Origin of the sequence: Amycolatopsis magusensis, assembly GCF_017875555.1 — a bacterium.
Lineage (GTDB): Bacteria > Actinomycetota > Actinomycetes > Mycobacteriales > Pseudonocardiaceae > Amycolatopsis > Amycolatopsis magusensis.
On record NZ_JAGGMS010000001.1, the window covers coordinates 9,421,693 to 9,443,615 of the forward strand.

Genomic DNA, 21,923 nt, shown 5'->3' on the forward strand with positions numbered 1-21,923 from the left:
TCCTGTTGTCGTAAATCTTCGTACGCCGGGACGCGGCGCCGGCAGGCTCGCCGACCGCCCCTGGATACCTAACTCTACGGATGGCCTCCTGAGTTCCCTGAACCGCCCAAACCGGGCGCCCAAGACGGCCGCTCGACAGCCTGCCACGATGTGCGCATGACGGAGAGCGGTAAGCAGGCGAGCGGCGTGGGCGCGCTGGCTCGTGAGGTCGAGGAGTTCGTGGCGTCGGCGGGCTGGGAGCAACCGCCGCAGCTGTTCGCTCTGGTGCCCACGCAGGCACTCCTCGCGCAGCAGCCGGAGCTGGCCGGCCAGCTCGACGCCGACGCCGAGCTCACGCCGGTGGCGCAGGAGTCGCTGCCCGAAGGTGACCTCGCCGAGGCGCTGGGCCGGATCGCCTGGCCGGATCTGGTCGTGGGCTGCGCGCTGGCGCAGGAGATCATCGTGCTGCCGCCGGACGCCGAAGAAGAGCTGGGCGAACTCGGCGATTCCGACGCCGACCGGCTGCGTCAGGCCGCCGCGGACCACCCGCGCCGCACGGAAGCCCGCTTGGTCGCCGCGGTGCTCCGCGAAGGCGACGCCTCCTGCGTGATGCGGTTGCGCGGGCTGAGCGACGCCGACGGCGAACCGGTCGACGAGATCATCGAGCGCGCCGACCTCGCCCCGAACCTGGTCGAAGCGCTCAAGGCGACCTTCGCCCCCTGAGCCCGGTTCAGCAGGACGGCGTCGGGCGATCCGCCTTGAGGTCCTCGAGCGCCGTCAGGGCGCCGTCCAGGCTGGACACCTTCACCAGCTTCAGCCCGTCCGGCGCGGCCGCGGCCGCCTCGGCGCAGTTGTCCTCGGGCACCAGGAACGTGGTCGCGCCCGCCTCACGGGCCGCGACCACCTTGAAGCTGATGCCGCCGATCGGATTGACCTCGCCGCGCTCGGTGATCTCCCCGGTGCCGGCGACGTGCTCACCGTCGACCAGTTCACCCTCGGTGAGCTGGTCGATGATCGCCAGCGCGAACATCAGCCCGGCCGACGGCCCGCCGACCTCCTGCAGCGTGATCGACACGTCGTAGGGCACGTCGGCGCGGTCGATCGGCTGGAGCCCGATGAAGCCTTCCGGCCGCGCGGGGTCCGGGTTCTGCGCCAGCGTCAGCGACTCGGTGCGGGCGGGCTGCCCCTCGTGCTGGAAGGTGATCGAGATGGTCTCCCCCGGCCGCGTCCCGGCCAGCGCCTCGCGGACCTTCTCCTCACCGGTGATGTCCACGTTGTTGACCTTCAGCAGCCGGTCGCCCGCGGCCAGCACGTGATCGGCCGGGCTGCCCGCCACCACTTCCTTGGCCAGCACCTTCACCGGCTCACCCAGCTTGCGCAGGGCGGCGACCTCGGCGTTGCTCTGCGAGTCCTGGAACTGGCGGACGTTCTGCTGCTTGACCTCTTCGTCCGACTCACCGGGCTTGAAGTACTCCTCGCGCGGCGCCAGCGCGTACCGCCCGCTCACCCAGTAGCCGAGCGACTCGAACAGCGAGACCTCGTCGGTCAGCGAGACCGTGGTCATCCGGAGTTCGCCGCTGGTCGGGAAGGTCTGGTGGCCCTTGATCTCGATCACCTGGACCCCGTCGACCTGGCCGAGGGTGTCGTAGGTCGGCCCGGGGCCGAGCGCCACGTAGGGCACCCGGACGAACAGCCCGCACATCACGAACACCAGCACCAGCGCGCTGCTCAGGACCAGCGTCCAGCCGCGCCGGGTCAGCCGGTACCCGTGGTCTTCCTCCACCGCGGACGGCAGCGCCGCATACGGATCGATGGCTCCCGGGCGGCTCTTCTCGGCTGTGGTTTCGTCGCGCGACTCACTCACGAGGAGACAGCGTACGGTGACCATCGGCGGTCTTCCGGCCCAGGCGCGGGTTTGGGTCACGGAACCGCCTCAGCCGTGCGCGAACCACGTCCGGTGACGAGGTGCTGCGCGGACGACCCGCGTACGGTGGTGCTATGAGCAAACCCCCCTTCGGCTTCGGACCGCCCGATCCCGAAAAGCGTCGAGAGAACGACCCGTCCGATCAAGGTGGCCAGTTCGGCCAGGGCGCCGACGCGTTCAACCAGCTGGGGCAGATGCTCTCCCAGCTGGGGCAGATGCTCAGCCAGGCCGGCAATTCCACGGGCCCGGTGAACTACGACCTCGCCAAGCAGATCGCCCTCCAGCAGCTGGGTTCCAGCGGTGAGGCGACGATCGGCTTCAGCGCGCAGGGCGACTCCGGGACAGCCGTTCGCGACGCCGCCCACCTGGCCGAGCTGTGGCTGGACGCGGCGACCATCCTGCCCGCCGGCGCCACCACCACTGTCGCGTGGAGTGGCCGCGACTGGGTGGAGAAGACCCTGCCCACCTGGCAGCGCCTGTGCGACCCGGTGGCCAAGCGCGTCTCCGGCGCCTGGGTCGAGGCCATGCCGGAAGAGGCCAAGCAGGCCGCGGGCCCGCTGCTGTCGATGATGGGGCAGATGGGCGGCATGGCCTTCGGCTCGCAGATCGGCAGCGCACTCGGTCAGCTCGCCTCCGAGGTGCTCACCTCCACCGAGGTCGGGTTGCCCCTGGGCCCGGACAACACTTCCGCCCTGCTCCCGGCGAACATCGAGAAGTTCACCGAGGGCCTCGAGCGCCCCGGCAGCGAGGTGCTGGTCTTCCTCGCCGCCCGTGAAGCCGCGCACCAGCGGCTGTTCGCCCACGTGCCGTGGCTGCGGCAGCGCCTGCTCGCCACCGTCGAGGAGTTCGCCAGCGGCATCACCGTGGACACGTCGGCGCTGGAGCAGCTGGCCGGCCGGATCGATCCGTCGAACCCGTCGAGCATCGAGGAGGCCATGTCCTCCGGCCTGCTCGAGCCGCAGACCACGCCGGAGCAGAAAGCGGCGCTGAACCGCCTCGAAACCCTGCTCGCCCTGGTCGAAGGCTGGGTCGACGTGGTGGTCGCCGAGGCCGTGGGCGACCGGCTGCCCGGTGCCGACGCGCTGCGTGAGACGCTGCGCCGCCGCCGTGCCACCGGCGGTCCCGCCGAGCAGACCTTCGCCACGCTGGTCGGGCTCGAACTGCGCCCGCGCCGGATGCGGGCCGCCGCCGCGCTGTGGAAGCTGGTCGGCGACACGCACGGCGTCGACCAGCGGGACAACCTCTGGACGCACCCCGACCTGATGCCCACCACCGACGACCTCGACGACCCGATGGCCTTCTCCGAGCGCCTCGGCGAGGGCGAGACCGACCCGATCGCGGAGGTCGAACGCGCCCAGCGCGAGGCGGACGAGGAGCGCGGGAAGAACAAGCCGGACGCCTCCGGCGACGAGAGCTGACCCGGCTCCATTTCTTCTAGTCCTCCGCCGCGATCCCGAGGCCCGCGGCGGAGGACAGGCCTTCGAGGTAGCCCATCGCGCGCTCGGTCTTCGGGTAGCGCCGCACCAGCGCCCAGAACTCGGCGTTGTGCGCGGCCACCTTCAGGTGGGCCAGCTCGTGCACCAGCACGTAGTCGAGCACCCACGGCGGCACGTCCCGCAGGCGTTCGCTGACCCGGATGCTGGCGTCCGCCGGCGTGCAGGACGCCCACCTGGTCCGCATCGGCGGCACCCAGCGGACCACGGCCGGGTTCGCCTCGCCGTCGAGGTAGCGGGCGGACAGCTCGGCGCACCTGGCCAGCAGGGCCGCGTCGGACTCCCTCGCGGGTGAGGCCCGGCGGGACTCGGTGCGCTGCAGCTTGCGCTGCATTTCGGCGACCCAGTGCGCCTCTTCGGCCCTGGTCATCATCGCGGGGATCAGGACGACGAGCGTCTCGCCCTCGCGGTAGGCGGTGACGGTCCGGCGTCGCCGCTTGCTCCTGCGTACTTCGATCTTCGGTTGTGCGAGCTTGCTGTGTTCCCGGCTCCTCGGCGAGGGCACCCGTGCGTCGGCCACATGACAAAGGTACGGCCAGAGACCGACAACTCCGATGGATTGCCGGTCACATCGCCCGAGTTGTCCACAACGTATCTGCACCTGTGGACAACTCCCTTCACTCTTAGTGGACTCTTAGCCACCCCGGCGCAAGCTCAGCTCCATGAACCGCCAGACAACGCACCCCGCCGAGATCACCTTGCCCCCGCGGCCGAGGGTCCTGCCCGGGCTTTCCGTACTCGAACGCGGTCGCGGCGAGGTCCAGATCGGCCTCGATCCCCGGCACGGGGTGGTCGCCACCCACCTCAGCCCGTCCCTGATCACGGCGCTGCGCGCGCTCGACGGCAGCCGCACCACCACGGAGCTGTTCGAGCTCGCCGGGGCCGCGGACGCCGAGCAGTTCCGCACCCTGCTGACCAAGCTCACCCGGCTGGGCCTGATCGAGGACGCCGGTCCCGCGGGCCCGCTGAGTTCGTCGGCCGAGACCGGGCTGTGGGCCCTGCACACCCGGCGCGCCAGCAACGAACTGGCCCGCGAACGCGCGCACTTCGCCGTCTCGATCCGCGGCGGCGGCAGGCTCGCGGTCGCCATGGCCACCCTGCTCGCGCAGGCGGGCATCGGCCATCTCGAGGTGCGGGCGCAGGGCCACGTCACCGACCGCGACCTCGGCTCCGGGTACGTCGACGCCGACCTCGGCCAGCCACGCCGCCAGGCCGCGGCGGACGCGATCCGCCGCGCCAACCCGCTCGTCCGCACGACCAGGCTGACCGACCGCCACCTGCCCGACCTGGTGCTGATCACCGATTCCGTGGTGCCCGCCCCGGAGATGGTCAGCGACCTGCACGTGGAGGGGCTGGCGCACCTGGTCGTCCGCGTGCGCGAGGGCCTCGGGCTGGTCGGCCCGCTGGTCTACCCGGGCCGGAGCAGCTGTCTGCGCTGCGCCGACCTCTTCCGCTCGAGCGCCGACTCCTCGTGGCCGCAGGTCGCCGGGCAACTGGCTGGCCGCGAACAGGAAGCCGACGCGGCGAACGTCTACGCCACCGCCGGCCTGGCCACCCGCCAGGCGCTGCGTGCCCTGCACCCGCACCGCGAACCGCCGCCGACCTGGAACGGAACCCTGGAACTGGACACCTACAGCGGCAAGCTGCGCCGCCGCCACTGGTCGCCGCACCCGGCCTGCGGCTGCGGCGCGGTCGAGGTCGGGTATTGAGAGCGAGGACATACGGTGTGCGGCGTACCCCACACTGTCTCCGCTCTACGGCTGCGCACCCCGAGATCGACAAGGCACAATCGCGTAGGTGACCGACTCCCGCGACAGTTCCGAAGACGCCGCCATGCCACGGCGAGCCGCCGCTCGCACGGCCAAGCTCGCTTCGCTGCCGCTCGGCATCGCCGGGCGCGCCGTCGGTGGCTGGGGCCGCCGGCTGACCGGCCAGAGCGCGGAAGAGGTCAACGCCACCCTCTCGGCGAAGGCCGCCGAACAGCTCTTCGAGGTGCTCGGCACCCTCAAGGGCGGCGCGATGAAGTTCGGCCAGGCGCTGAGCGTGTTCGAGGCAGCCGTGCCCGACGAGATGGCCGCGCCCTATCGCGAGGCGCTGACCAAGCTGCAGTCGGCCGCCCCGCCGATGCCCGCCCGCCAGACCCACCGCGTGCTCGCCGAGCAGCTGGGCCGGTCGTGGCGCGAGCGGTTCACCGAGTTCAGCGACGAGCCCGCCGCCTCGGCGAGCATCGGCCAGGTGCACCGAGCCGTCTGGCACGACGGCCGCGAGGTCGCCGTGAAGGTGCAGTACCCCGGCGCCGACGAGGCCCTGCGCAGCGACCTCCGCCAGCTGCAGCGACTGAGCCGGGTGTTCCAGGCGTTCGTCCCCGGCACCGATGTGAAGCCACTGCTCGCCGAACTCGCCGACCGGATGGACGAGGAACTCGACTACCGCTCCGAGGCCGAGAACCAGCGAGGCTTCGCCAAGGCCTTCGACGGCGACGACCAGGTGCTCGTCCCCAAGGTGGTGGCCAGCGCCCCGAAGGTCGTGGTGACCGAGTGGATCAGCGGCACCCCTCTGGCCCGCATCATCGCCGACGGCACCACCGAGCAACGCAACGAAGCCGGCCGCCTGCTCGCCGAGTTCCACTACTCCTCTCCGGTCCGCGCCCACCTCCTGCACTCCGACCCGCACCCCGGCAACTTCATGCTGCTCCCCGACGGCAGGCTGGGCGTGATCGACTTCGGCGCCGTCGCCCGCCTCCCCCACGGTGCCCCGCCCATGCTCGGCGCGATCATGCGCCTGGCACTCGACGGCGAGTCGGTCAAACTGCTCGAAGCCATGCGCCAGGAGGGTTTCGTCCGCCCCGGCACCACCCTCGACCCCGCCGACGTGCAGGCCTACCTCGCCCCCTTCGTAGTCCCACTGACCACTGAACGCTTCCACTTCACCCGCCGCTGGGCCCAGCAGCAGGCCGGCCGCCTCGGCGACACCCGCAGCCAGGACTTCCGCACCGGCCGCTCCCTCAACCTGCCCCCGAACTGGCTGCTCATCCACCGCGTCACCGCCGGCGCCGTCGGCATCCTCTGCCAACTGGACGCCGAACTGGCCCTCCGCTCCATCGTCGAACACTGGCAACCAGGCTTCGCCGACTAACTCCCGGCCCCAGGGCAACCCCCCACTCAGCAGCGCCAATCCGCGTCCAGCCCGGCACCACTCCCACCACACAGCCTGCTCACCTCATCCGCAGGCACGCCCTCAACGGCTCATCGATCGCAGCGCCCAACCACCACAACGACTCCGCCCCAACAACATCCATCCCCGCGAGCACGCCGAGACCGGCCTCGATCCGGAGCGGTGGCGCCACCGCTCCAGCCCCGCCATCCCAGCGTCGAATCACCCGCTGGGTGTTCCCGCCACTCCCAAGACTCCGATCCCTGCCAACTCCGGCGCTTCTCCATCGTGCGTCATCGGGCCGCTTCGCCGCTTGCGCTCACCCCGAGTTGTCCACAACTTCCGGCCAACGTGGCCGAATCCGCCACTCGCGGCCCGAGTTGTCCACATTCCTCCGCGGAGCTGTTTCCCGCCCCGCGCCCCAGCCACGCTGAAAGCCATGACCCGCCTCAGCAACCTCGCACTGGCCGAGCTGCGCACCATCGCCAGGGACAACATCCTGACCGTCCAGGAACTGCGCTCCACTGGGCTCTCCCCGTCCGCCATCAGCAATCGCTGCCGTCCGGGCGGTCCTTGGCGGCGGCTCTTCGCCAACACCATCCTGCTCGCCAACACCGAGCCCACCCGCTCACAACTACTCCGCGCCGCGGTCAGCCACCTGGGTCCGGGCACGATCATCACCGGCATCGATTCGCTCAACGCGCACGGCGTCGGGCTGCCCCCGCCGCCGACGATCCACCTGCTCGTCGACGCCCATCGAAGAGCCACGCACGCCAGCCTGGTGATCGAGCGAACCTCGAAGCTGCCGGGACCGGTCTGGCTCAACGACCTGCCTTACGCACCACCCGCCCGCGCCGCGGTGGATGCTGCCCGCCGCGAGCCCGACGAAGACCGGCATCGCGATCTGCTTTCCCGGACCGTCTACTTCGGACTGTGCGATCTCGACACGTTGAGCGCGGCGACGTTCGCGGGAGGACAGCGGGGGGTGGCCGGTGTCCGCACGATGTTGCGCCACCTCAGCGGAACGGCCTGCACCCAGGGCAACGGCCAGGCCAAGCGGCTACTGCAGCACGTACCGCTGCCGCCGCCGCAGTGGAACGTCACCGTCTGCGATACGGGCGGGCGCGGTATCGGCCAGGTCGACGCCTGGTGGGACGACATCGCGCTGGGCTGGCAGGTGGGTGTGCCGGCGAACGATCGGCGCGGGCACCTCGGCTACCTCGCGCTGTCCGCAGCGGGTGTGGTGCTCGTCCGCACCCCGCTGGAAGACCTGCGCGACGTTCCCGCGGTCACCCGCCAACTGGTCAGTGCCTTCGCCACGGCCGCCGCGCGCAAGCGGCCGCCAGTCCGGTCGGTTACCAGGCTGAAGCCCAGGGCGGCGTGATGCTCACCAGTACTCGTCGGGCAGCTTGCCCTCGATGTCGCGGACGTGACTTCGCGAGCAGTCCGGGCACAACCACCGTCGAACGCCCCGGTCCACCTGGGTCGACCAGGTCAGTGCCTCCGCCGGGTCAGCGCCGCGCCGGGCGCCGCAGCGAGAGCAGGCGACCACCTCGTCGGCACTCACGTGGCGCGCCCGTGGTGCACGGTGCGGGTGTCCAAGACGTACAAGTCGTCGCGCGCGCCCACATAGTCCGGCCCATCGGCGTCGAGCAGCCGGGCGATGGCGTCCCGATCGGATTCGTCGAGGTCGTCGCCGGCGATTTCGGCCATGAACCGGATTCGGTCGATCACGTAGGCGGCGACCTCGGATCGCGGCGGAACAGGCTTGTCCACCACGTAGCTGAACCTGCCGACCTTCGTCAGCCCGGCTCGGGTCAGCGCGGCGCCCCAGCCGTAGGGCATCCGGACCACCCCGTCCATTCCGGAACGCAGGGCGGCGAACCAGTCGGCGCGCACGGCGTGCAGGCGGTGCTCGAGTCCGGGCCTGCCAACCCCGAGGTCCCAAGGCAGGTTCTGCGGCTCGAGCCCGCCTTCGCCGATCGCGAGCACGCCACCGGACCGGAGCGCGGTGGCGAGCCGGTCGAGGGCGGCTTGCTGATCCGGGAGGTGGTGCACCACGAATGAAGCCCACACCAGATCGGCGCGGTACTCGCTGAAGTCGACTTCGGCGGCGTCCCCGAGCACGGTCCGGACGGTGACCGCGTCGCCGCCGCGCTCCTTGGCGGTGGCTTCGGCCAGCGACAGCAACTCCGGCACGGCGTCGACCAGCACCAGGGTGCCGCCGCCGCGGTTGCGCAGTTCGGTCGCGAAGGCGGCACTCATCCCACCGGCGCCGGGGCCGATGTCGAGCACGGTCGGGTCGGCGGGCAGTGCGTCGGCGAACCGTGCCGCGACCTCGGCGTAGGCCTCGGTGGCGAGGCGGTCGGCCACCTTCAGCCGATCCGCCCGCGCCGCCCAGTCCATGTCGTCGTGGGTGTGCCCGTGCCCGTGGCCGTGCTGGTGTCCGGAAGCCATGCTCCCCATCTAACACGCAACCGCGGGTGGGGAAACGGCCCCCGAGCCGCTTCCCCACCCGTCGGTGGGCACCGGTCACACACTGATCGTGTTACCGCGCGGACCGGCTCGTCTGCCTGGTGACCCAGCGGCCGAGGCGTCCGTTCCGGAGCGACGGACGGGTGTGGCGCCACGTCCGGTCACCGCGCGCGGTGACGTGCAGGTCCTGTATTCGGGCTCTGGCCAGCTCTTCGTAGAGCAACATTTCGGTGATCTCCTTGATCGTGGTCGGCGCGGGGCTCGGTCGGCCGAACTCCGTGTCGTCATTGGTGTGGTCGTGCCGACCGGTCAGGTCGGTCAGCGGGCCGGTGTCGGTCATGCCGCCTCGATCTCCTGGCGCATCGGCTTCTCGGCGGCCGAGGACTGGGCCTCGACGGGGTTCTTGCGCGGGCGGCCACGGGGCCGCTTGCGCGCGACTACCGCGCCGCGCTCGAAGATTTCGCCGCCCCAGACGCCCCAGGGCTCGCGCCGGGCCAGTGCGCCCGCCAGGCAGGCCGCGCGGACCGGGCAGTCCACGCAGAGCACCTTGGCGCGCTCGAGTTCAGCCGGGGCCTCCGCGAACCACAGGTCCGCGTCGCCGGAGCGGCAGGGCAGCTCCCGCTCTGGCGAGGCAACGGCGTCCAGCAGGTCACCGACTCCGTACTCGTCGGTCAGCGCCTCCGCGAAGGCGAGTGCCGAAGACATTCCCGTTCTCCTTGTGTCGTAAGGATTTCTTGGTTGTTTTGGACATGAAAAACACGAAGGCCGCGGATCCGATGTACGGTTCCGCGGCCTTCGTGAGCCTGATCCTGACGGGACTGTCAGGGACCTCGCTCTAAGAGGGGAGGCGGAACACACAGCTGGATCTGCTTGACGCCGCGCGCGGCAACGGTCGGCAGGACATAGGTCGGCAGCGGCATCGGGATGACATTCCCGACCCCGGCTTCAGCGGCGAACTCGGCGGCGCGGCGGCCGCGGAACTGACGTTCCACAGCGGCGGCGAGCGTGAGGTGCTGAGCGGCCCAGGACATACCGGTCCCCCGGCGCGCACGCATATCCCGGCCGGCGGCGGCGCAGGACAGGGTTGTGCCAGGGTTACCGTTCAAGTAGAAAGTCTTCACGTCCCAGACACCTCCCATCCCCATCGCGGCGCTCGAGGCCAAGCTCGGCAAGCCGGTTCTTCCGGGTCGCTTCACCCGGGTACAAGCAGGTTATTGCCCATGGGGTGGCCGGGGCAACTTATTTTCCGGAAAAGTCCCCGAACCGCTGAAAAAGGCCACTGAACTGGGCTTATGCCGAAAAATCCAGTGGTGACCGAGCGCGCCGGGGCGGCTACGAGCCGACGGCTTCGCGGACCACCGCGAGGATCTCCGCACCGAAGCGTTCGAGCTTGGTCTGGCCGATGCCGGAGATCGACACCAGCGAGCTTTCGTCGACCGGGCACTGCTCGGCGATGGCGACCAGCGTGGCGTCGGTGAACACCACGAAAGCAGGGACCTTGAGTTCGCGCGACCGATTTACGCGCCACGAGCGCAGTCGGTCCAGCACCTGTTCGTCCACCGTGGACGGACAGCGATCGCACCGCCCCAGCTTGATGGCCATGGTCCCGGTCAGCGGACCCGAGCAGATCCGGCATGCCTGCCGCTGCCCGGAAGAACGCACCTGCGAACTCCGGGCGACCCGCGCGGCCGGATGGTTTTCGGGCAGCAGACCGTAGAGGAACCGGCTGCGACGCCGGTTTCGCCCGCTGCGGAACAGCGACCAGGTCAGCGACAGGTGCTCACGGGCTCGCGTCACCCCGACGTAGAAAAGGCGCCGTTCCTCTTCGATCGCGTTGTCGTCGCCGTCCGCGTGCTGGATCGGCAGCGTTCCTTCGGCGAGACCGACCAGGAACACCGCGTCCCATTCGAGGCCCTTCGCCGCGTGGAGCGAAGCCAGCGTGACGCCTTCGACGGTTGGCGGGTGCTGGGCGGCGGCCCGCTGCTCCAGTTCCGCGACGAACCGGTCGAGGTCGGCGCCTTCCACCGTCGCGGCGAGTTCCTCGGCCAGTTCGACCAGGGCGAGCAGCGCGTCCCAGCGTTCCTTGGCCGCGCCGCCGCCCGCGGGTGGCTGTTCGGTCAGGCCGACCGGCGCCAGCACCGCGCGCACCGAGTCGACGAACTCTCCCCGCTGCCCGGCCGCCGCCGCGCTCCGCAGGGAAATCACCGCCTGGCGGATTTCCTTCCGCTGGAAGAAACGTTCGCCACCGCGGACCAGGTACGGGATGTTCAGCTCGGCCAGCGCCTGCTCGTAGGCCTCCGACTGCGCGTTCACGCGGTAGAGGATCGCGATCTCGCTCGCGGGCACCCCGAGCTCGAGCAGGTCCTGCACCCGGGCCGCGACCGAGGTGGACTCGGTCGCCTCGTCCTCGTACTCGGCGAACCGCGGCTCCGGGCCGTCGGGCCGCTGGCCGATCAACCGCAGCCGCGAGCCGGCGGGCCGGTTGCGGGCGGCGCCGATGACCTTGTTCGCCAGCGCCACCACCTGCGGGGTCGACCGGTAGTCGCGTTCGAGCCGTACGACGGTGGCTTCCGGGAAGCGCCGGGTGAACTCGAGCAGCGGCCGGGGTGACGCACCGCCGAAGGAGTAGATGGTCTGGTTCGCGTCGCCGACGACGGTCAGGTCGTCGCGACCGCCGAGCCAGGCGTCGACCAGCCGCTGCTGCAACGGCGTCACGTCCTGGTACTCGTCGACCACGAAGCAGCGGTACCGGTCGCGGAACTCCTCGGCGACCGCGCTGTGTTCCTCGAGCGCGGCGATGGTGTGGAGCAGCAGGTCGTCGAAGTCGAGCAGCCGCGCGTTGTTCTTGAGTTCCTCGTACCCGCGGTAGACCTGCGCGATCCGGTCGGCGGGCTCGGGCGTGTCGCGGCGGAGGCGGGCGACGACGGCCGGGTAGTCGTCGGCCATGACGAGCGACGCCTTGGCCCATTCGATCTCGCTGGCCAGGTCCCGCAGCACCTCGATCTCGGTACCCAGTCCCGCCCGGTTGGCCGCCTGGCCGATCAGCCGCAGCTTGTTGTTGTCGATCAGGTCCCACTGCGGGCCACCGACGACCCGCGGCCAGAAGTACCGCAGCTGGCGCAGCGCGGCGGCGTGGAAGGTGCGAGCCTGCGCGCCCTCGACCCCGAGTCCACGCAGACGGGACCGCAGTTCGCCCGCGGCACGGTTGGTGAAGGTGACAGCGAGTACCTGCCCAGCAGCCACATGACCGGATCGGACCAGGTGAGCGATACGGTGCGTGATCGTACGGGTCTTGCCCGTCCCCGCCCCGGCGAGCACGCAAACGGGACCGCGTGGCGCCCCGGCGGCAGCGCGTTGTTCGGGGTCGAGCCCGTCGAGCAGGCCCGGCTTGGCTTCGGAGACGGATGCGCTACCCACTCCCGCATCCTCGCAGATGCCCTCGCCGGGCCTGCCCGTATCCTGGCGTATATGGCCGGAAAGCTGGACAAGGAAGCCGCCAAGCAGGCGAAGAAGGAAAAGCGCGCGGCGAGCAAGGCTCGGCGCGGGCAGATCTTCGAGGCGTTCAAGATGCAGCGCCGCGAGGACAAGGCGCTCATCCCGTGGATGGTCGGCGCGATCCTGGTCGTCACCGGCGTCGTCTTCGGCATCGGCTTCCTGCTGGACCTGCAGTGGGTCCTGCTCCCCATCGGCATCATGCTGGGCGTGCTCGCCGCGGTCATCATCTTCGGCAGGCGCGTGCAGAAGACCGTCTACTCCAAGGCCGACGGCCAGCCGGGTGCGGCGGCGTGGGCGCTGGACAACCTGCGCGGCCGGTGGCGCGTGACGCAGACCGTCGCCGCGACCACCCAGCTCGACGCCGTGCATCGCGTACTCGGCGGCCCTGGTGTGGTGCTCGTCGCCGAAGGTGCGCCCCACCGGGTGAAGGGCCTGCTCGCCCAGGAGAAGAAGCGCGTGTCGCGGCTGGTCGGCGAGACCCCGATCTACGACATCGTCATCGGCCACGGAGAGAACCAGATCCCGCTGCGCAGGCTGCAGAACTACCTGATGAAGCTCCCGCGGAACCTCAAGCCCGCCCAGGTCGACGCGCTGGAGGCCAAGCTCGCCGCGCTCGGCAACCGCGGTGCCGCCCTGCCGAAGGGCCCGATGCCGCAGGGCGCCAAGATGCGCAACGTGCAGCGCACGATCCGCCGCCGCTGACCGGCCCCGGACGACAGAAGAGCCCCTGCCGATCTCGGCGGGGGCTCTTTCTCGTGGTGCGGGTGCTAGCGAAGGCGCAGCACGGCGGTGCCGGTCGCGCGGTCCAGCAGGCTGCGGCCGTCGACGTTGCGCAACGCCGCCGGCACGATGATGAAGGTCAGCAGGCCGCGGACGACCGCGCGCCACAGGCCCACCATCGACGCGCCGTCCAGCCGCGCCACCCGGATCCCGACGATCCCCATGCCCGGGGTGAACCCGAAGAACGAGACCGGGACCATGGTGATCAGCGCCCAGACCAGCACGCTCCACAGGTTGTAGGACTCCATCACCTCGGGCTGGTCGAACCGCGGCTGGACGAACACCGAGGTGACCAGCGACGCGAGCACCAGGTCGAGGACCAGGCCGAGCAGGCGGCGACCGCCCGTGGCGATCGAACCGGGGCCGTTCTCCGGCAGGCCGAGCCGCTCACCACGCCAGCGCTGGCTTTCGCCGTCCGCGCTCGCGCCCGCCTCGCGGGCCCCGGGCAGCCACTCTCCGGTCCATCTCGCCACCCGTCCAGGGTATGCCGGTGGCGCACACCACGTCCGCCCTGGTCGACTATCCGATATCGCCCCACCCGTTAACACCGGCGAAACATACGGGTGACGGTCGGGCAACACCGCGCTTTTAGCGTGAACCGAAGAGAGTAACGCGCGGGGTGTACCAGCACCGCGTCATCACGCTCTGAACGCGGTGCGGCGACAAAGGCACGGCCGCCGGCAACGAGATTATGAAGGAGTTACCGAGGGTGTCCACTACTCCAGACGATATCCAGCGCCTGATCGCCGACGAGGACGTGCAGTTCGTCGACGTCAGGTTCTGCGACCTGCCCGGCGTGATGCAGCACTTCACCGTGCCGGCGAAGGCGTTCGACAACGACGCCTTCGAGGAGGGCCTCGCCTTCGACGGCTCGTCGGTGCGCGGTTTCCAGTCGATTCACGAGTCCGACATGCTGCTGCTGCCCGACGCGGCGACCGCGCGGATCGACCCGTTCCGCAAGCACAAGACGCTGTCGGTCAACTTCTTCGTGCACGACCCGTTCACCCGCGAGCCCTACAGCCGCGACCCGCGCAACATCGCGCGCAAGGCCGAGCAGTACATCGCCGAGTCCGGCGTGGCCGACACCGTCTTCTTCGGTGCGGAAGCCGAGTTCTACATCTTCGACTCGATCCGCTTCGACTCGGCGGAGAACGGCTCGTTCCACGAGATCGACTCGGTCGAGGGCTGGTGGAACACCGGTGCCGAGGAAGAGGGCGGCAACCGCGGCTACAAGACCAAGTTCAAGGGCGGCTACTTCCCCGTCCCGCCGGTCGACCACTTCGCCGACCTGCGTGACGAGATCGTCCAGAAGCTCACCGGCTCCGGTTTCGAGATCGAGCGCGCGCACCACGAGGTGGGCACCGCGGGCCAGTCCGAGATCAACTACAAGTTCAACTCGCTGCTGCACGCCGCGGACGACCTGCAGTTGTTCAAGTACATCGTGAAGAACACGGTGTGGGAGGCGGGCAAGACCGCCACCTTCATGCCGAAGCCCCTCTTCGGTGACAACGGCTCGGGCATGCACTGCCACCAGTCGCTGTGGAAGGACGGCGCGCCGCTGTTCCACGACGAGTCCGGTTACGCCGGCCTGTCGGACACCGCGCGTCACTACATCGGCGGCCTGCTCACGCACGCCCCGAGCCTGCTGGCCTTCACCAACCCGACGGTGAACTCCTACCACCGCCTGGTGCCGGGCTTCGAGGCGCCGGTCAGCCTGGTGTACTCGCAGCGCAACCGCTCCGCCTGCGTCCGTATCCCGATCACCGGCAACAACCCGAAGGCCAAGCGCGCCGAGTTCCGCTGCCCGGACTCCTCGGGCAACCCGTACCTGGCCTTCGCGGCGATGATGATGGCCGGTCTCGACGGCATCAAGAACAAGATCGAGCCGCCGGACCCCATCGACAAGGACCTCTACGAGCTCCCGCCGGAGGAGGCCAAGGACGTCAAGCTGGTCCCCGGCGACCTGGGCACCGTGCTCGACACCCTCGAGGCCGACCACGACTACCTGCTCGAGGGCGGTGTCTTCACCTCGGACGTGATCGACACCTGGATCTCCTACAAGCGTGAGCACGAGATCGACCCGCTGCGCCTGCGGCCGCACCCGTACGAGTTCTCGCTCTACTACGACGTGTAAGCCCCCGGCCGGCCAAGTCCGCACCGGCGGTGAGGGTGTCACCCACTCTCACCGCCGGTGTTTCACGTTTCAGGCCCCGAGCAGCACGTCCATGTCCATGCCCGCCTGCTCCAGGCGGCCACGCGGGTCGTCGACCAGCTTCCGGCGCTCGAGGTCCATCAGGCCCAGCGTGCAGGTGATCTCGGCGGCGAGCGTGCCGTCGGCCTTGGTGATGTTCGAGTCCATGTGGAAGGTCTTGCCGCTGCCGAACTTGACGTCGCAGGTCACGTCGACCTCGTCGCCCGCGCGCAGTTCGCGGCGGAAGACGATGTGCGACTCGAGCAGGACCGCCGCGAGCTTGAGCTCACGCATGCCGGAGCTGAGCAGGCCCGCCCGTTCCATCCGCTCGAGGCGCGCGACCTCGCCGTACGAGTGGTAGACGGCGTGGTTGAGGTGGCCCAGGGTGTCCAGCTCGTAGTGCCGCACCTTGATCCGGACGTGGAATTTCTCGTGCTCGGTCACGACCACACTGTAAGCAGGCGCCGTCAGTCGTCGTAGAAGAGGCGTTCGACGACGGCGTGGGCCCGGCGGGTGGTGCGGCGGTAGAAGTCGAGGAACTCGCCGGGGTCGTCGTCCGCCGAGTAGTCGAAGACCATCGCGACCGCGGCCAGTTCACGGCCGGAGCCCGGGATCTGGTCCACGGCCTTGCCGCGCACCAGCATGCCGGCGTTCCGCACCCGAGTCGCCAGCATCCACGCTTCGACCAGGGATTCGATGTCCCCTTCCGAAGCCAGCTCCGCATGCGCCATGGCGCGCAGTGCTTCGACGGTCGACGTGGTGCGCAGTGCGGGGAACCGGTGCGCGTACCGCAGCTGCGCGAGCTGGGCCGTCCATTCGACATCCGCGAGCCCGCCGCGCCCGAGCTTGGTGTGCGTGGTCGGGTCGGCGCCCTTCGGCATGCGTTCGGTGTCGACCCGCGCCTTGATCCGACGTACCTCGCGAGCGCGTCCGGAATCCAGGCCGTCCGCCGGGTACCGCACCGGGTCGATCGCCGCGATGAACCGCTCGCCGAGGTCGGCGTCCCCGGCGACGAACCGGGCTCGCAGCAGCGCCTGCGCCTCCCACACTTCGGCCCAGCGCGCGTAATACGCCCGGTAGGACTCGAGCGTCCGAACCAGCGGTCCGTTCCGCCCCTCCGGCCGCAGGTTCGTGTCGACCTCGAGAGCCGGGTCCGAACTCGGCGCGCCGAGCACCTTCCGGACGGTCTCGGCGACCGACGACGCGAACTTCACCGCGTCCGCGTCGGATGCTTCGCCGACCGGCTCGCACACGAACAGCACATCGGCGTCCGAGCCGTAACCCAGCTCGGAACCGCCGAGCCTGCCCATGCCGATGACCGCGATCGCGGCGGGCTCCGCGCCCAGCTCGGCGACCCGTTTCCGGATCGCGGCGGCGAGCGTGCCCTGCAGGACCGCCGCCCACACGCTGGACAGGGCTTCGCAGACGCCGACCACGTCCATCAGGCCGAGCAGGTCGGCGCTGGCCACGCGCAACAACTCGTGCCGTCGAAGCGAACGCGCCGTGGTGACCGCGGCGTTCAAACCGGGCTGCCGCCGCACGGCCGCCCGCAACGAAGTCGCGACCTCACGCGGCGAACGCCCCGCGAGCCGATCGGGCGCACCGAGCAGCTGGAGCACCTCCGGCGCACGCACCAGCAGATCCGGCACCAGCTTCGACGTGCCGAGCAGGAAAGCCAGCCGTTCGACGACCGCGCCCTCGTCCCGCAGCACCCGCAGGTACCAGGGCGTTTCCGCGAGTGCCTCGGACACCTTCCGGTACGCGAGCAGGCCGCCGTCCGGATCCGGGGTGTCGGCCAGTAGGTCGAGCAGCACGGGCAGCAACGCCTGCTGGATCGACGCGCGGCGGGACACCCCCGAGGTCAGCGCCTTGATGTGGTGCAGCGCGCCATCCGGCGCGGCGTACCCGAGCGCGTTGAGCCTGCTCGACGCTTCCTTGGTGGTCAGCCGCAGCGCGCCGGTCGGCACCCTGGCCACCGACTCCAGCAGCGGCCGGTAGAACAGCTTCTCGTGCAGCCGCCGGATGCGCTGACCGTGCCGCTTGAACTCCGCGACCAGCGCCTCGGCTTCCGAGCGACCGCGTGACGGGCGGATCCCGCTCGCACGGGCCAGCCAGCGCAGCTCGGTGGTCTCCGAGGTGTCGGGGAACAGGTGCGTCCGGCGCAACCGCCGCAGCTGCAGCCGGTGCTCGATGGACCGCAGGAATTCGTACGACCCCTCCAGCTCGGCCGCGTCCGCCCGGCCGACGTACCCGCTCTCGCCGAGCGCCGCCAGAGCCTCCAAAGTGGACGACGAGCGCAGGTCGGGATCGACCCGGCCGTGGACGAGTTGCAGCAGCTGCACGGCGAACTCCACGTCGCGAAGACCACCGCGGCCGAGCTTCAGTTCGCGCTCGACCAGTTCGGAAGGAACGTGCCCTTCGACCCGGCGGCGCATGCGCTGCACGTCGCCGACGAAGTTCTCCCGCTCCGCCGCGGCCCACACCATCGGCGCGATCAGCTCGCAGTACTGCGCACCCAGCTCCTCGTCCCCGGCGACCGGCCGAGCCTTGAGCAACGCCTGGAACTCCCAGGTCCGCGCCCACTTCTTGTAGTAGGCGTCATGCCCGTCGAGGGTGCGGACGAGCGCGCCTGCCTTGCCTTCCGGGCGCAGGGCCGCGTCGACCTCGAAGCAGGCCTTGCCGACGATGCCCATCATCTTGCTGGCGATGCGGGTGCCGACCTGGAGGTCGCCGTCACCGACGAAGACCACGTCGACGTCGCTGACGTAGTTGAGTTCCCGGCCACCGCACTTGCCCATCGCGATGACCGCGAGCTTGGCCCGCTCGGGCCCGTTCGTCTCGGCCTCCGCGACGACCAGCCCGGCGCGGAGCGCGGCTTCGGCGAGCGCGGTCAGCCGGTGGGTGATCTCGGTGTAGGTCGACGCGCCGAGTTCCGGATCGACGATGTGCCCGAGGTCGGCCGCGGCGATCTCCAGCAGCAGACCGCGGTAACCGGCGCGCAGCGCCTGCTCCGCCTCGGTGCCGTCGAGCCCTTCGACCGCTGAGACCAGTTCCTCGGTGTACTGCTCCTGCGCGGTGAGCTTCCGCTTCGTGAGCCGTTGCCACTGGTCGGGCGAGCCGACGAGGAAATCGGCCAGCGCGCTCGAGGTGCCGAGCACGGCGAGCAGCCGGCCGCGGAGGAACGCGTTCTCACGCAGGGCGTCGGCCAACTCCGGCCACGCACGCTCGTCGGCCTCGCGGAGGCGGTCGAGGCCGTGCACGGCGAGGTCGGCGTCGGGTCCGCGCGACAAGGCGAGGAGCACGTCGTCCGCGCCTTCGGCCGGGCCCGTTTCGGACCACAGGCCGACAGCACTCAACTGCTCCTCGGCGCGGTCGTCGGTGAAGCCGAACCGCGCGACGGACGCTTTCGATCGGGATCGGTCTGCCATCGCCCCCAACCGTAGCGCCTCCGGCGTCGCTCGCCGGTCAAGCGGGGAGGCGGTCCGGGGTGAGGTCGGCGGGCGTGGGCTCCGGGACGTGGAAGCTGTGGGCGGTGATCGGCTTGCGCCGGGACAGCAGGTAGATGCCGAGGCCGATCAGCACCCCGGCGACACCGACGCTGATGGTGCCCGCGGTGCCGAGCGAGGCGATCTTGCCCGCGATCGCGCCCACGATCCCGGCGGCCGGCAGGGTGAGCATCCAGGCGAGGACCATCCGGCCCGCGAGCCGCCAGCGGACGGGCGCACCACGCCGTCCGACACCGGAGCCCAGCACGCCGCCGGAGCAGACGTGCGTGGTCGACAGCGGGAAGCCGAAGTGCGACGAGGTCAGGATGACCGCGGCCGAACTGGTCTGCGCGGCGAAGCCCTGCGGCGGCTCGATGTCGGTCAGGCCCTTGCCCAGGGTGTAGGTGATCCGCCAGCCACCGAGGTAGGTGCCGAGCGCGAGCGCCAGTGCCGCGCTGACGATCACCCAGGTCGGCGGGGCCGATCCCGGGGCCAGGCTGCCCGCGCTGACCAGGGTCAGCGTGATGATGCCCATTGTCTTCTGGGCGTCGTTCGTGCCGTGGGCGAGTGACACCGCGGAGGCCGAAAAGATCTGTCCGATGCGGAATCCGGAACCACCGCTGCGTCCCCGCAGCCACCGGTACACGAGCCAGGTCGCGAGGGCCGCGATGAGGCCCGCGATCACCGGCGAGGCCACGGCGGGCAGCACGACCCTCTCAAGTATCCGTCCGAATCGGACTCCGTCGGTGCCGACGGACACCCAGGTCGCGCCGATCAGCCCGCCGAAGAGCGCGTGCGACGAACTCGACGGCAACCCGGCGAACCAGGTCACCAGATTCCAGACGATGGCTCCGATCAACCCGCCGAAGATGATCTCCGGCCCGATTCTGGTCTCGTCCACCAGTCCACTCGAAATCGTCTTCGCGACTTCGACGGAAAGGAAAGCACCGGCGAGGTTCAGCACGGCGGACAGCGCTACGGCGGTTTTGGGCCGGAGCGCGCCGGTGGCGATGGTGGTCGCCATGGCGTTCGCTGTGTCGTGGAACCCGTTGGTGAAATCGAAGACCAACGCCGTGATGACCACGACGATGATGAGCAGCGAGGGGTCCACCCCGACCTCCGACCACGGTTACGGCTTACCTGCGCAACGTACCTGACGTTGGACTTTTGCCGTTAAGCCGCCGGACACCTGGCCGCAAGCCTGTCTTATACCAGGGGCAATGTCCGGGTCGGGGCTGCCGCCGGTGTCAACCGGCCTTGGGCCAGACGGACGAACCGCTCCGCGAAGGGCCGCCACGTTTCGGCGATGTCGGCGTGCACCCGGGTGAGTGCCTCGGTGTCGAAAGCACCCTCTCGGGCCAGCGCCGCGAGGTCCGGTTCGGCGCGCGCCCAGTCGAGCACCACCTCGGGCGTGGTCTCGATGTGGAACTGGACGCCGTAAATGCACTGGTTCAACCGAAATGCCTGGTTCTCGTGCCACGGCGCCGAAGCGAGGAGTTCCGCGCCGGGCGGCAGCCGGCGGATGTCGTCCTGGTGGAACTGCATGACGTCCTGCATCAGCGGCAGGTCGGCGAACAGCGGGTCGGTCCAGGCGACGTCCTTCTTGGACACCAGCCGGGCCCCGACCTCCGGCCCGCGCTCGGCGCGGCCGACCGTGCCGCCCGTGGCCACCGTGAGCAGCTGGGCGCCGAGGCAGATGGCGAGCGTCGGCAGGCGGGTACCGGTCGCGGCCGCGAGCAGCCGGCGCACCTCGGCGAGCCACGGGTGGTTCCGATCGTCCTCGGCGTCCATGCCACCACCGAGCACGACCAAACCCTGGTAACCGTCCAGGTTGTCCGGCAGCGAATCACGCGGCGGCAGCCGGATGTCCAGTTCGGCGCCCGCGCCGGTGAGCCAGTCGCCGAGGGGGCCGGCGGGGTCTGACTCGTCGGGCTGAATGACCAGCAAACGCGTCGGTTCCATGCCTACCAAGGTAGGCCAGCGCCCGGTCAGTGCCGCAGCGGTTCCCCGGTGAACTTCACCTCGAGGTAGCTGAGCACGTACTCGAAGCCGAGCCGCTGGTAGATGCGGTTGCTGACGGGGTTCGCGTCGTCGGCGAACAGGGCGACGTGCTTGATGCCCGCCTGCTGTGCCCGTCGCGAGATCCCGGCCGTGACGCCGGCCGCGTAGCCGTGACCGCGCTGGTCCGGCGGGGTGTAGACGAAGCCGATCCTGGTCATGCCCGCCTCCGGCACCCGGGCGAACGCCATCGAGACGGGCTCGCCGTCCACGCACCACAACCCGAAGACACTGCCGCCGGTCAGCTGGTGGGCAAGCGCTTGCGCGGGGTTCTGCTCCGGTGGGACGTAGGTGACGGCTTCGGCCAAGAACTCGGCCCGCCAGCGCAGGAGGACCTCGGTGTCGTCGGCATCCGCCTGGCGGAACTCACCGCGGACGCCCGTCGGGTCGACGAGCGTGCCGAGTTCGTAGACCCGCTGGCGGAAGCCGTACTCGGGCGTGACGCCGATGTTCCCGGTCCACGCCTGACCGAACGCCTCCACTTGGGGCTCCGGGCCGGACGCGCCGGGAAGCTTGGCGCCTGCGTCGACGAGCGCGTCGGCGACGAGCTGTGCCGCGTCGACGGGCAGACCACTGACCATGGCAGGCCAGCCGCGGTCGCCGATGAACGCGCCGTGCAGCCGGTCGCCGTCGTGGACGGACACCATCGCCTCGGCCTGGCGGCGGCTGCGCGCGCTCGCCACGGCGGACAACGCACCGGTGTGCCGTACCGGATCAGCGCCGAAGACCTCGGCGGCCGGCTCGGCGAACGTCTCGAAACTGGCGTGTACTCGGGCTTCCACCTCGCCACTGTGACAGCGGGGGCCGGACCGGTGCCAGCGAAATACCGCCACACGGACACAAAAAAGCGGGGCCCGAGTCATTGCTGACTCGGGCCCCGCTCCTTCTCT

At 70.3% G+C, this 21,923-nt stretch carries 21 protein-coding genes; 7 read left to right on the plus strand and 14 right to left on the minus strand.

Going from position 1 to position 21,923, the window contains the following annotated elements:
- Positions 1 to 156 precede the first annotated feature (156 nt).
- Complete coding sequence (locus tag JOM49_RS42610) at positions 157 to 702, plus strand: PPA1309 family protein (protein WP_209670566.1); 546 nt, start codon at positions 157 to 159, stop codon at positions 700 to 702.
- A gap of 7 nt (positions 703 to 709) precedes the next feature.
- Here JOM49_RS42610 and JOM49_RS42615 read toward each other — a convergent pair whose 3' ends face one another.
- On the minus strand, positions 710 to 1,843 hold the full coding sequence (locus tag JOM49_RS42615; RefSeq protein ID WP_282773446.1) for a YlbL family protein: 1,134 nt from the start codon (positions 1,841 to 1,843) through the stop codon (positions 710 to 712).
- A 134-nt stretch (positions 1,844 to 1,977) separates the two neighbouring features.
- On the opposite strand from JOM49_RS42615, the gene JOM49_RS42620 reads away from it, so the two are divergent.
- Positions 1,978 to 3,321 carry a zinc-dependent metalloprotease gene (locus JOM49_RS42620; RefSeq protein WP_209670570.1) on the plus strand — a complete coding sequence of 448 codons (1,344 nt, stop codon included), beginning with the start codon at positions 1,978 to 1,980 and terminating at the stop codon, positions 3,319 to 3,321.
- Between the two features lie 16 nt (positions 3,322 to 3,337).
- On the opposite strand, the gene JOM49_RS42625 is transcribed toward JOM49_RS42620, so the two are convergent.
- Positions 3,338 to 3,853, minus strand: coding sequence for a M48 metallopeptidase family protein (locus tag JOM49_RS42625; protein WP_209672303.1), 516 nt, complete (start codon positions 3,851 to 3,853; stop codon positions 3,338 to 3,340).
- A gap of 205 nt (positions 3,854 to 4,058) precedes the next feature.
- On the opposite strand from JOM49_RS42625, the gene JOM49_RS42630 reads away from it, so the two are divergent.
- The 3 genes from JOM49_RS42630 (at position 4,059) to JOM49_RS42640 (ending at position 7,933) form a co-directional block, all read left to right on the plus strand.
- Positions 4,059 to 5,105, plus strand: coding sequence for a ThiF family adenylyltransferase (locus JOM49_RS42630; RefSeq protein ID WP_209670572.1), 1,047 nt, complete (start codon positions 4,059 to 4,061; stop codon positions 5,103 to 5,105).
- Between the two features lie 88 nt (positions 5,106 to 5,193).
- Entirely contained in the window at positions 5,194 to 6,531 is a 1,338-nt protein-coding gene (locus JOM49_RS42635; protein ID WP_209670574.1) for an ABC1 kinase family protein, read from the plus strand.
- Positions 6,532 to 6,988: 457 nt separating this feature from the next.
- Positions 6,989 to 7,933, plus strand: a complete 945-nt coding sequence (locus tag JOM49_RS42640; protein WP_209670576.1) for a hypothetical protein — start codon at positions 6,989 to 6,991, stop codon at positions 7,931 to 7,933.
- Between the two features lie 3 nt (positions 7,934 to 7,936).
- Here the strand turns inward: JOM49_RS42640 and JOM49_RS42645 are convergent, their stop codons facing one another.
- The 6 genes from JOM49_RS42645 to JOM49_RS42670 form a co-directional block, all read right to left on the minus strand.
- Entirely contained in the window at positions 7,937 to 8,116 is a 180-nt protein-coding gene (locus tag JOM49_RS42645; protein ID WP_209670578.1) for a hypothetical protein, read from the minus strand.
- Positions 8,113 to 9,006 (minus strand): class I SAM-dependent methyltransferase, encoded by an 894-nt coding sequence (locus JOM49_RS42650; RefSeq protein ID WP_209670580.1) that lies wholly within the window; start codon positions 9,004 to 9,006, stop codon positions 8,113 to 8,115. The genes JOM49_RS42645 and JOM49_RS42650 overlap by 4 nt, the downstream gene beginning before the upstream one ends.
- Positions 9,007 to 9,097: 91 nt before the next feature.
- Positions 9,098 to 9,364, minus strand: a complete 267-nt coding sequence (locus tag JOM49_RS42655; RefSeq protein WP_209670582.1) for a hypothetical protein — start codon at positions 9,362 to 9,364, stop codon at positions 9,098 to 9,100.
- Positions 9,361 to 9,729 carry a WhiB family transcriptional regulator gene (locus JOM49_RS42660; RefSeq protein ID WP_209670584.1) on the minus strand — a complete coding sequence of 123 codons (369 nt, stop codon included), beginning with the start codon at positions 9,727 to 9,729 and terminating at the stop codon, positions 9,361 to 9,363. Before JOM49_RS42660 ends, JOM49_RS42655 begins: the two co-directional genes overlap by 4 nt.
- A 116-nt stretch (positions 9,730 to 9,845) precedes the next feature.
- Positions 9,846 to 10,145 (minus strand): hypothetical protein, encoded by a 300-nt coding sequence (locus JOM49_RS42665; RefSeq protein ID WP_209670586.1) that lies wholly within the window; start codon positions 10,143 to 10,145, stop codon positions 9,846 to 9,848.
- A gap of 211 nt (positions 10,146 to 10,356) precedes the next feature.
- Entirely contained in the window at positions 10,357 to 12,441 is a 2,085-nt protein-coding gene (locus JOM49_RS42670) for an ATP-dependent DNA helicase UvrD2 (protein WP_209670588.1), read from the minus strand.
- A gap of 51 nt (positions 12,442 to 12,492) precedes the next feature.
- Between JOM49_RS42670 and JOM49_RS42675 the strand changes: the two genes are divergently transcribed.
- The gene (locus JOM49_RS42675; protein ID WP_209670591.1) at positions 12,493 to 13,221 is read left to right on the plus strand and encodes a DUF4191 domain-containing protein; all 729 of its coding nucleotides are present in this window, start codon (positions 12,493 to 12,495) and stop codon (positions 13,219 to 13,221) included.
- Positions 13,222 to 13,286: 65 nt separating this feature from the next.
- Here JOM49_RS42675 and JOM49_RS42680 read toward each other — a convergent pair whose 3' ends face one another.
- Positions 13,287 to 13,772 carry an RDD family protein gene (locus tag JOM49_RS42680; protein WP_209670593.1) on the minus strand — a complete coding sequence of 162 codons (486 nt, stop codon included), beginning with the start codon at positions 13,770 to 13,772 and terminating at the stop codon, positions 13,287 to 13,289.
- Positions 13,773 to 14,008: 236 nt separating this feature from the next.
- On the opposite strand from JOM49_RS42680, the gene glnA reads away from it, so the two are divergent.
- Positions 14,009 to 15,433, plus strand: a complete 1,425-nt coding sequence (gene glnA, locus JOM49_RS42685) for a type I glutamate--ammonia ligase (protein WP_209670595.1) — start codon at positions 14,009 to 14,011, stop codon at positions 15,431 to 15,433.
- 69 nt (positions 15,434 to 15,502) lie between these two features.
- On the opposite strand, the gene JOM49_RS42690 is transcribed toward glnA, so the two are convergent.
- The 5 genes from JOM49_RS42690 to JOM49_RS42710 all read right to left on the minus strand — a co-directional run bounded on the left by JOM49_RS42690 (position 15,503) and on the right by JOM49_RS42710 (position 21,815).
- Entirely contained in the window at positions 15,503 to 15,934 is a 432-nt protein-coding gene (locus JOM49_RS42690; RefSeq protein WP_209670597.1) for an acyl-CoA thioesterase, read from the minus strand.
- A 23-nt stretch (positions 15,935 to 15,957) separates the two neighbouring features.
- Positions 15,958 to 18,918: a bifunctional [glutamine synthetase] adenylyltransferase/[glutamine synthetase]-adenylyl-L-tyrosine phosphorylase gene (locus JOM49_RS42695; RefSeq protein WP_209670599.1), complete on the minus strand. Its 2,961-nt coding sequence runs from the start codon at positions 18,916 to 18,918 to the stop codon at positions 15,958 to 15,960.
- 37 nt (positions 18,919 to 18,955) lie between these two features.
- Positions 18,956 to 20,086 (minus strand): inorganic phosphate transporter, encoded by a 1,131-nt coding sequence (locus JOM49_RS42700; protein WP_209670601.1) that lies wholly within the window; start codon positions 20,084 to 20,086, stop codon positions 18,956 to 18,958.
- 95 nt (positions 20,087 to 20,181) lie between these two features.
- Complete coding sequence (locus tag JOM49_RS42705; protein ID WP_209670603.1) at positions 20,182 to 20,937, minus strand: type 1 glutamine amidotransferase; 756 nt, start codon at positions 20,935 to 20,937, stop codon at positions 20,182 to 20,184.
- Between the two features lie 26 nt (positions 20,938 to 20,963).
- Complete coding sequence (locus tag JOM49_RS42710; protein WP_209670605.1) at positions 20,964 to 21,815, minus strand: GNAT family N-acetyltransferase; 852 nt, start codon at positions 21,813 to 21,815, stop codon at positions 20,964 to 20,966.
- Positions 21,816 to 21,923 lie beyond the last annotated feature (108 nt).

Bases quoted from the DNA above. Each gene is read 5' to 3' on its own strand.
- JOM49_RS42610 (WP_209670566.1), top strand. From the start codon at position 157: ATGACGGAGAGCGGTAAGCAGGCGAGCGGCGTGGGCGCGCTGGCTCGT.
- JOM49_RS42620 (WP_209670570.1), top strand. From the start codon at position 1,978: ATGAGCAAACCCCCCTTCGGCTTCGGACCGCCCGATCCCGAAAAGCGT.
- JOM49_RS42630 (WP_209670572.1), top strand. From the start codon at position 4,059: ATGAACCGCCAGACAACGCACCCCGCCGAGATCACCTTGCCCCCGCGG.
- JOM49_RS42640 (WP_209670576.1), top strand. From the start codon at position 6,989: ATGACCCGCCTCAGCAACCTCGCACTGGCCGAGCTGCGCACCATCGCC.
- JOM49_RS42650 (WP_209670580.1), bottom strand. From the start codon at position 9,006: ATGGCTTCCGGACACCAGCACGGCCACGGGCACGGGCACACCCACGAC.
- JOM49_RS42655 (WP_209670582.1), bottom strand. From the start codon at position 9,364: ATGACCGACACCGGCCCGCTGACCGACCTGACCGGTCGGCACGACCAC.
- JOM49_RS42660 (WP_209670584.1), bottom strand. From the start codon at position 9,729: ATGTCTTCGGCACTCGCCTTCGCGGAGGCGCTGACCGACGAGTACGGA.
- JOM49_RS42675 (WP_209670591.1), top strand. From the start codon at position 12,493: ATGGCCGGAAAGCTGGACAAGGAAGCCGCCAAGCAGGCGAAGAAGGAA.
- JOM49_RS42695 (WP_209670599.1), bottom strand. From the start codon at position 18,918: ATGGCAGACCGATCCCGATCGAAAGCGTCCGTCGCGCGGTTCGGCTTC.
- JOM49_RS42705 (WP_209670603.1), bottom strand. From the start codon at position 20,937: ATGGAACCGACGCGTTTGCTGGTCATTCAGCCCGACGAGTCAGACCCC.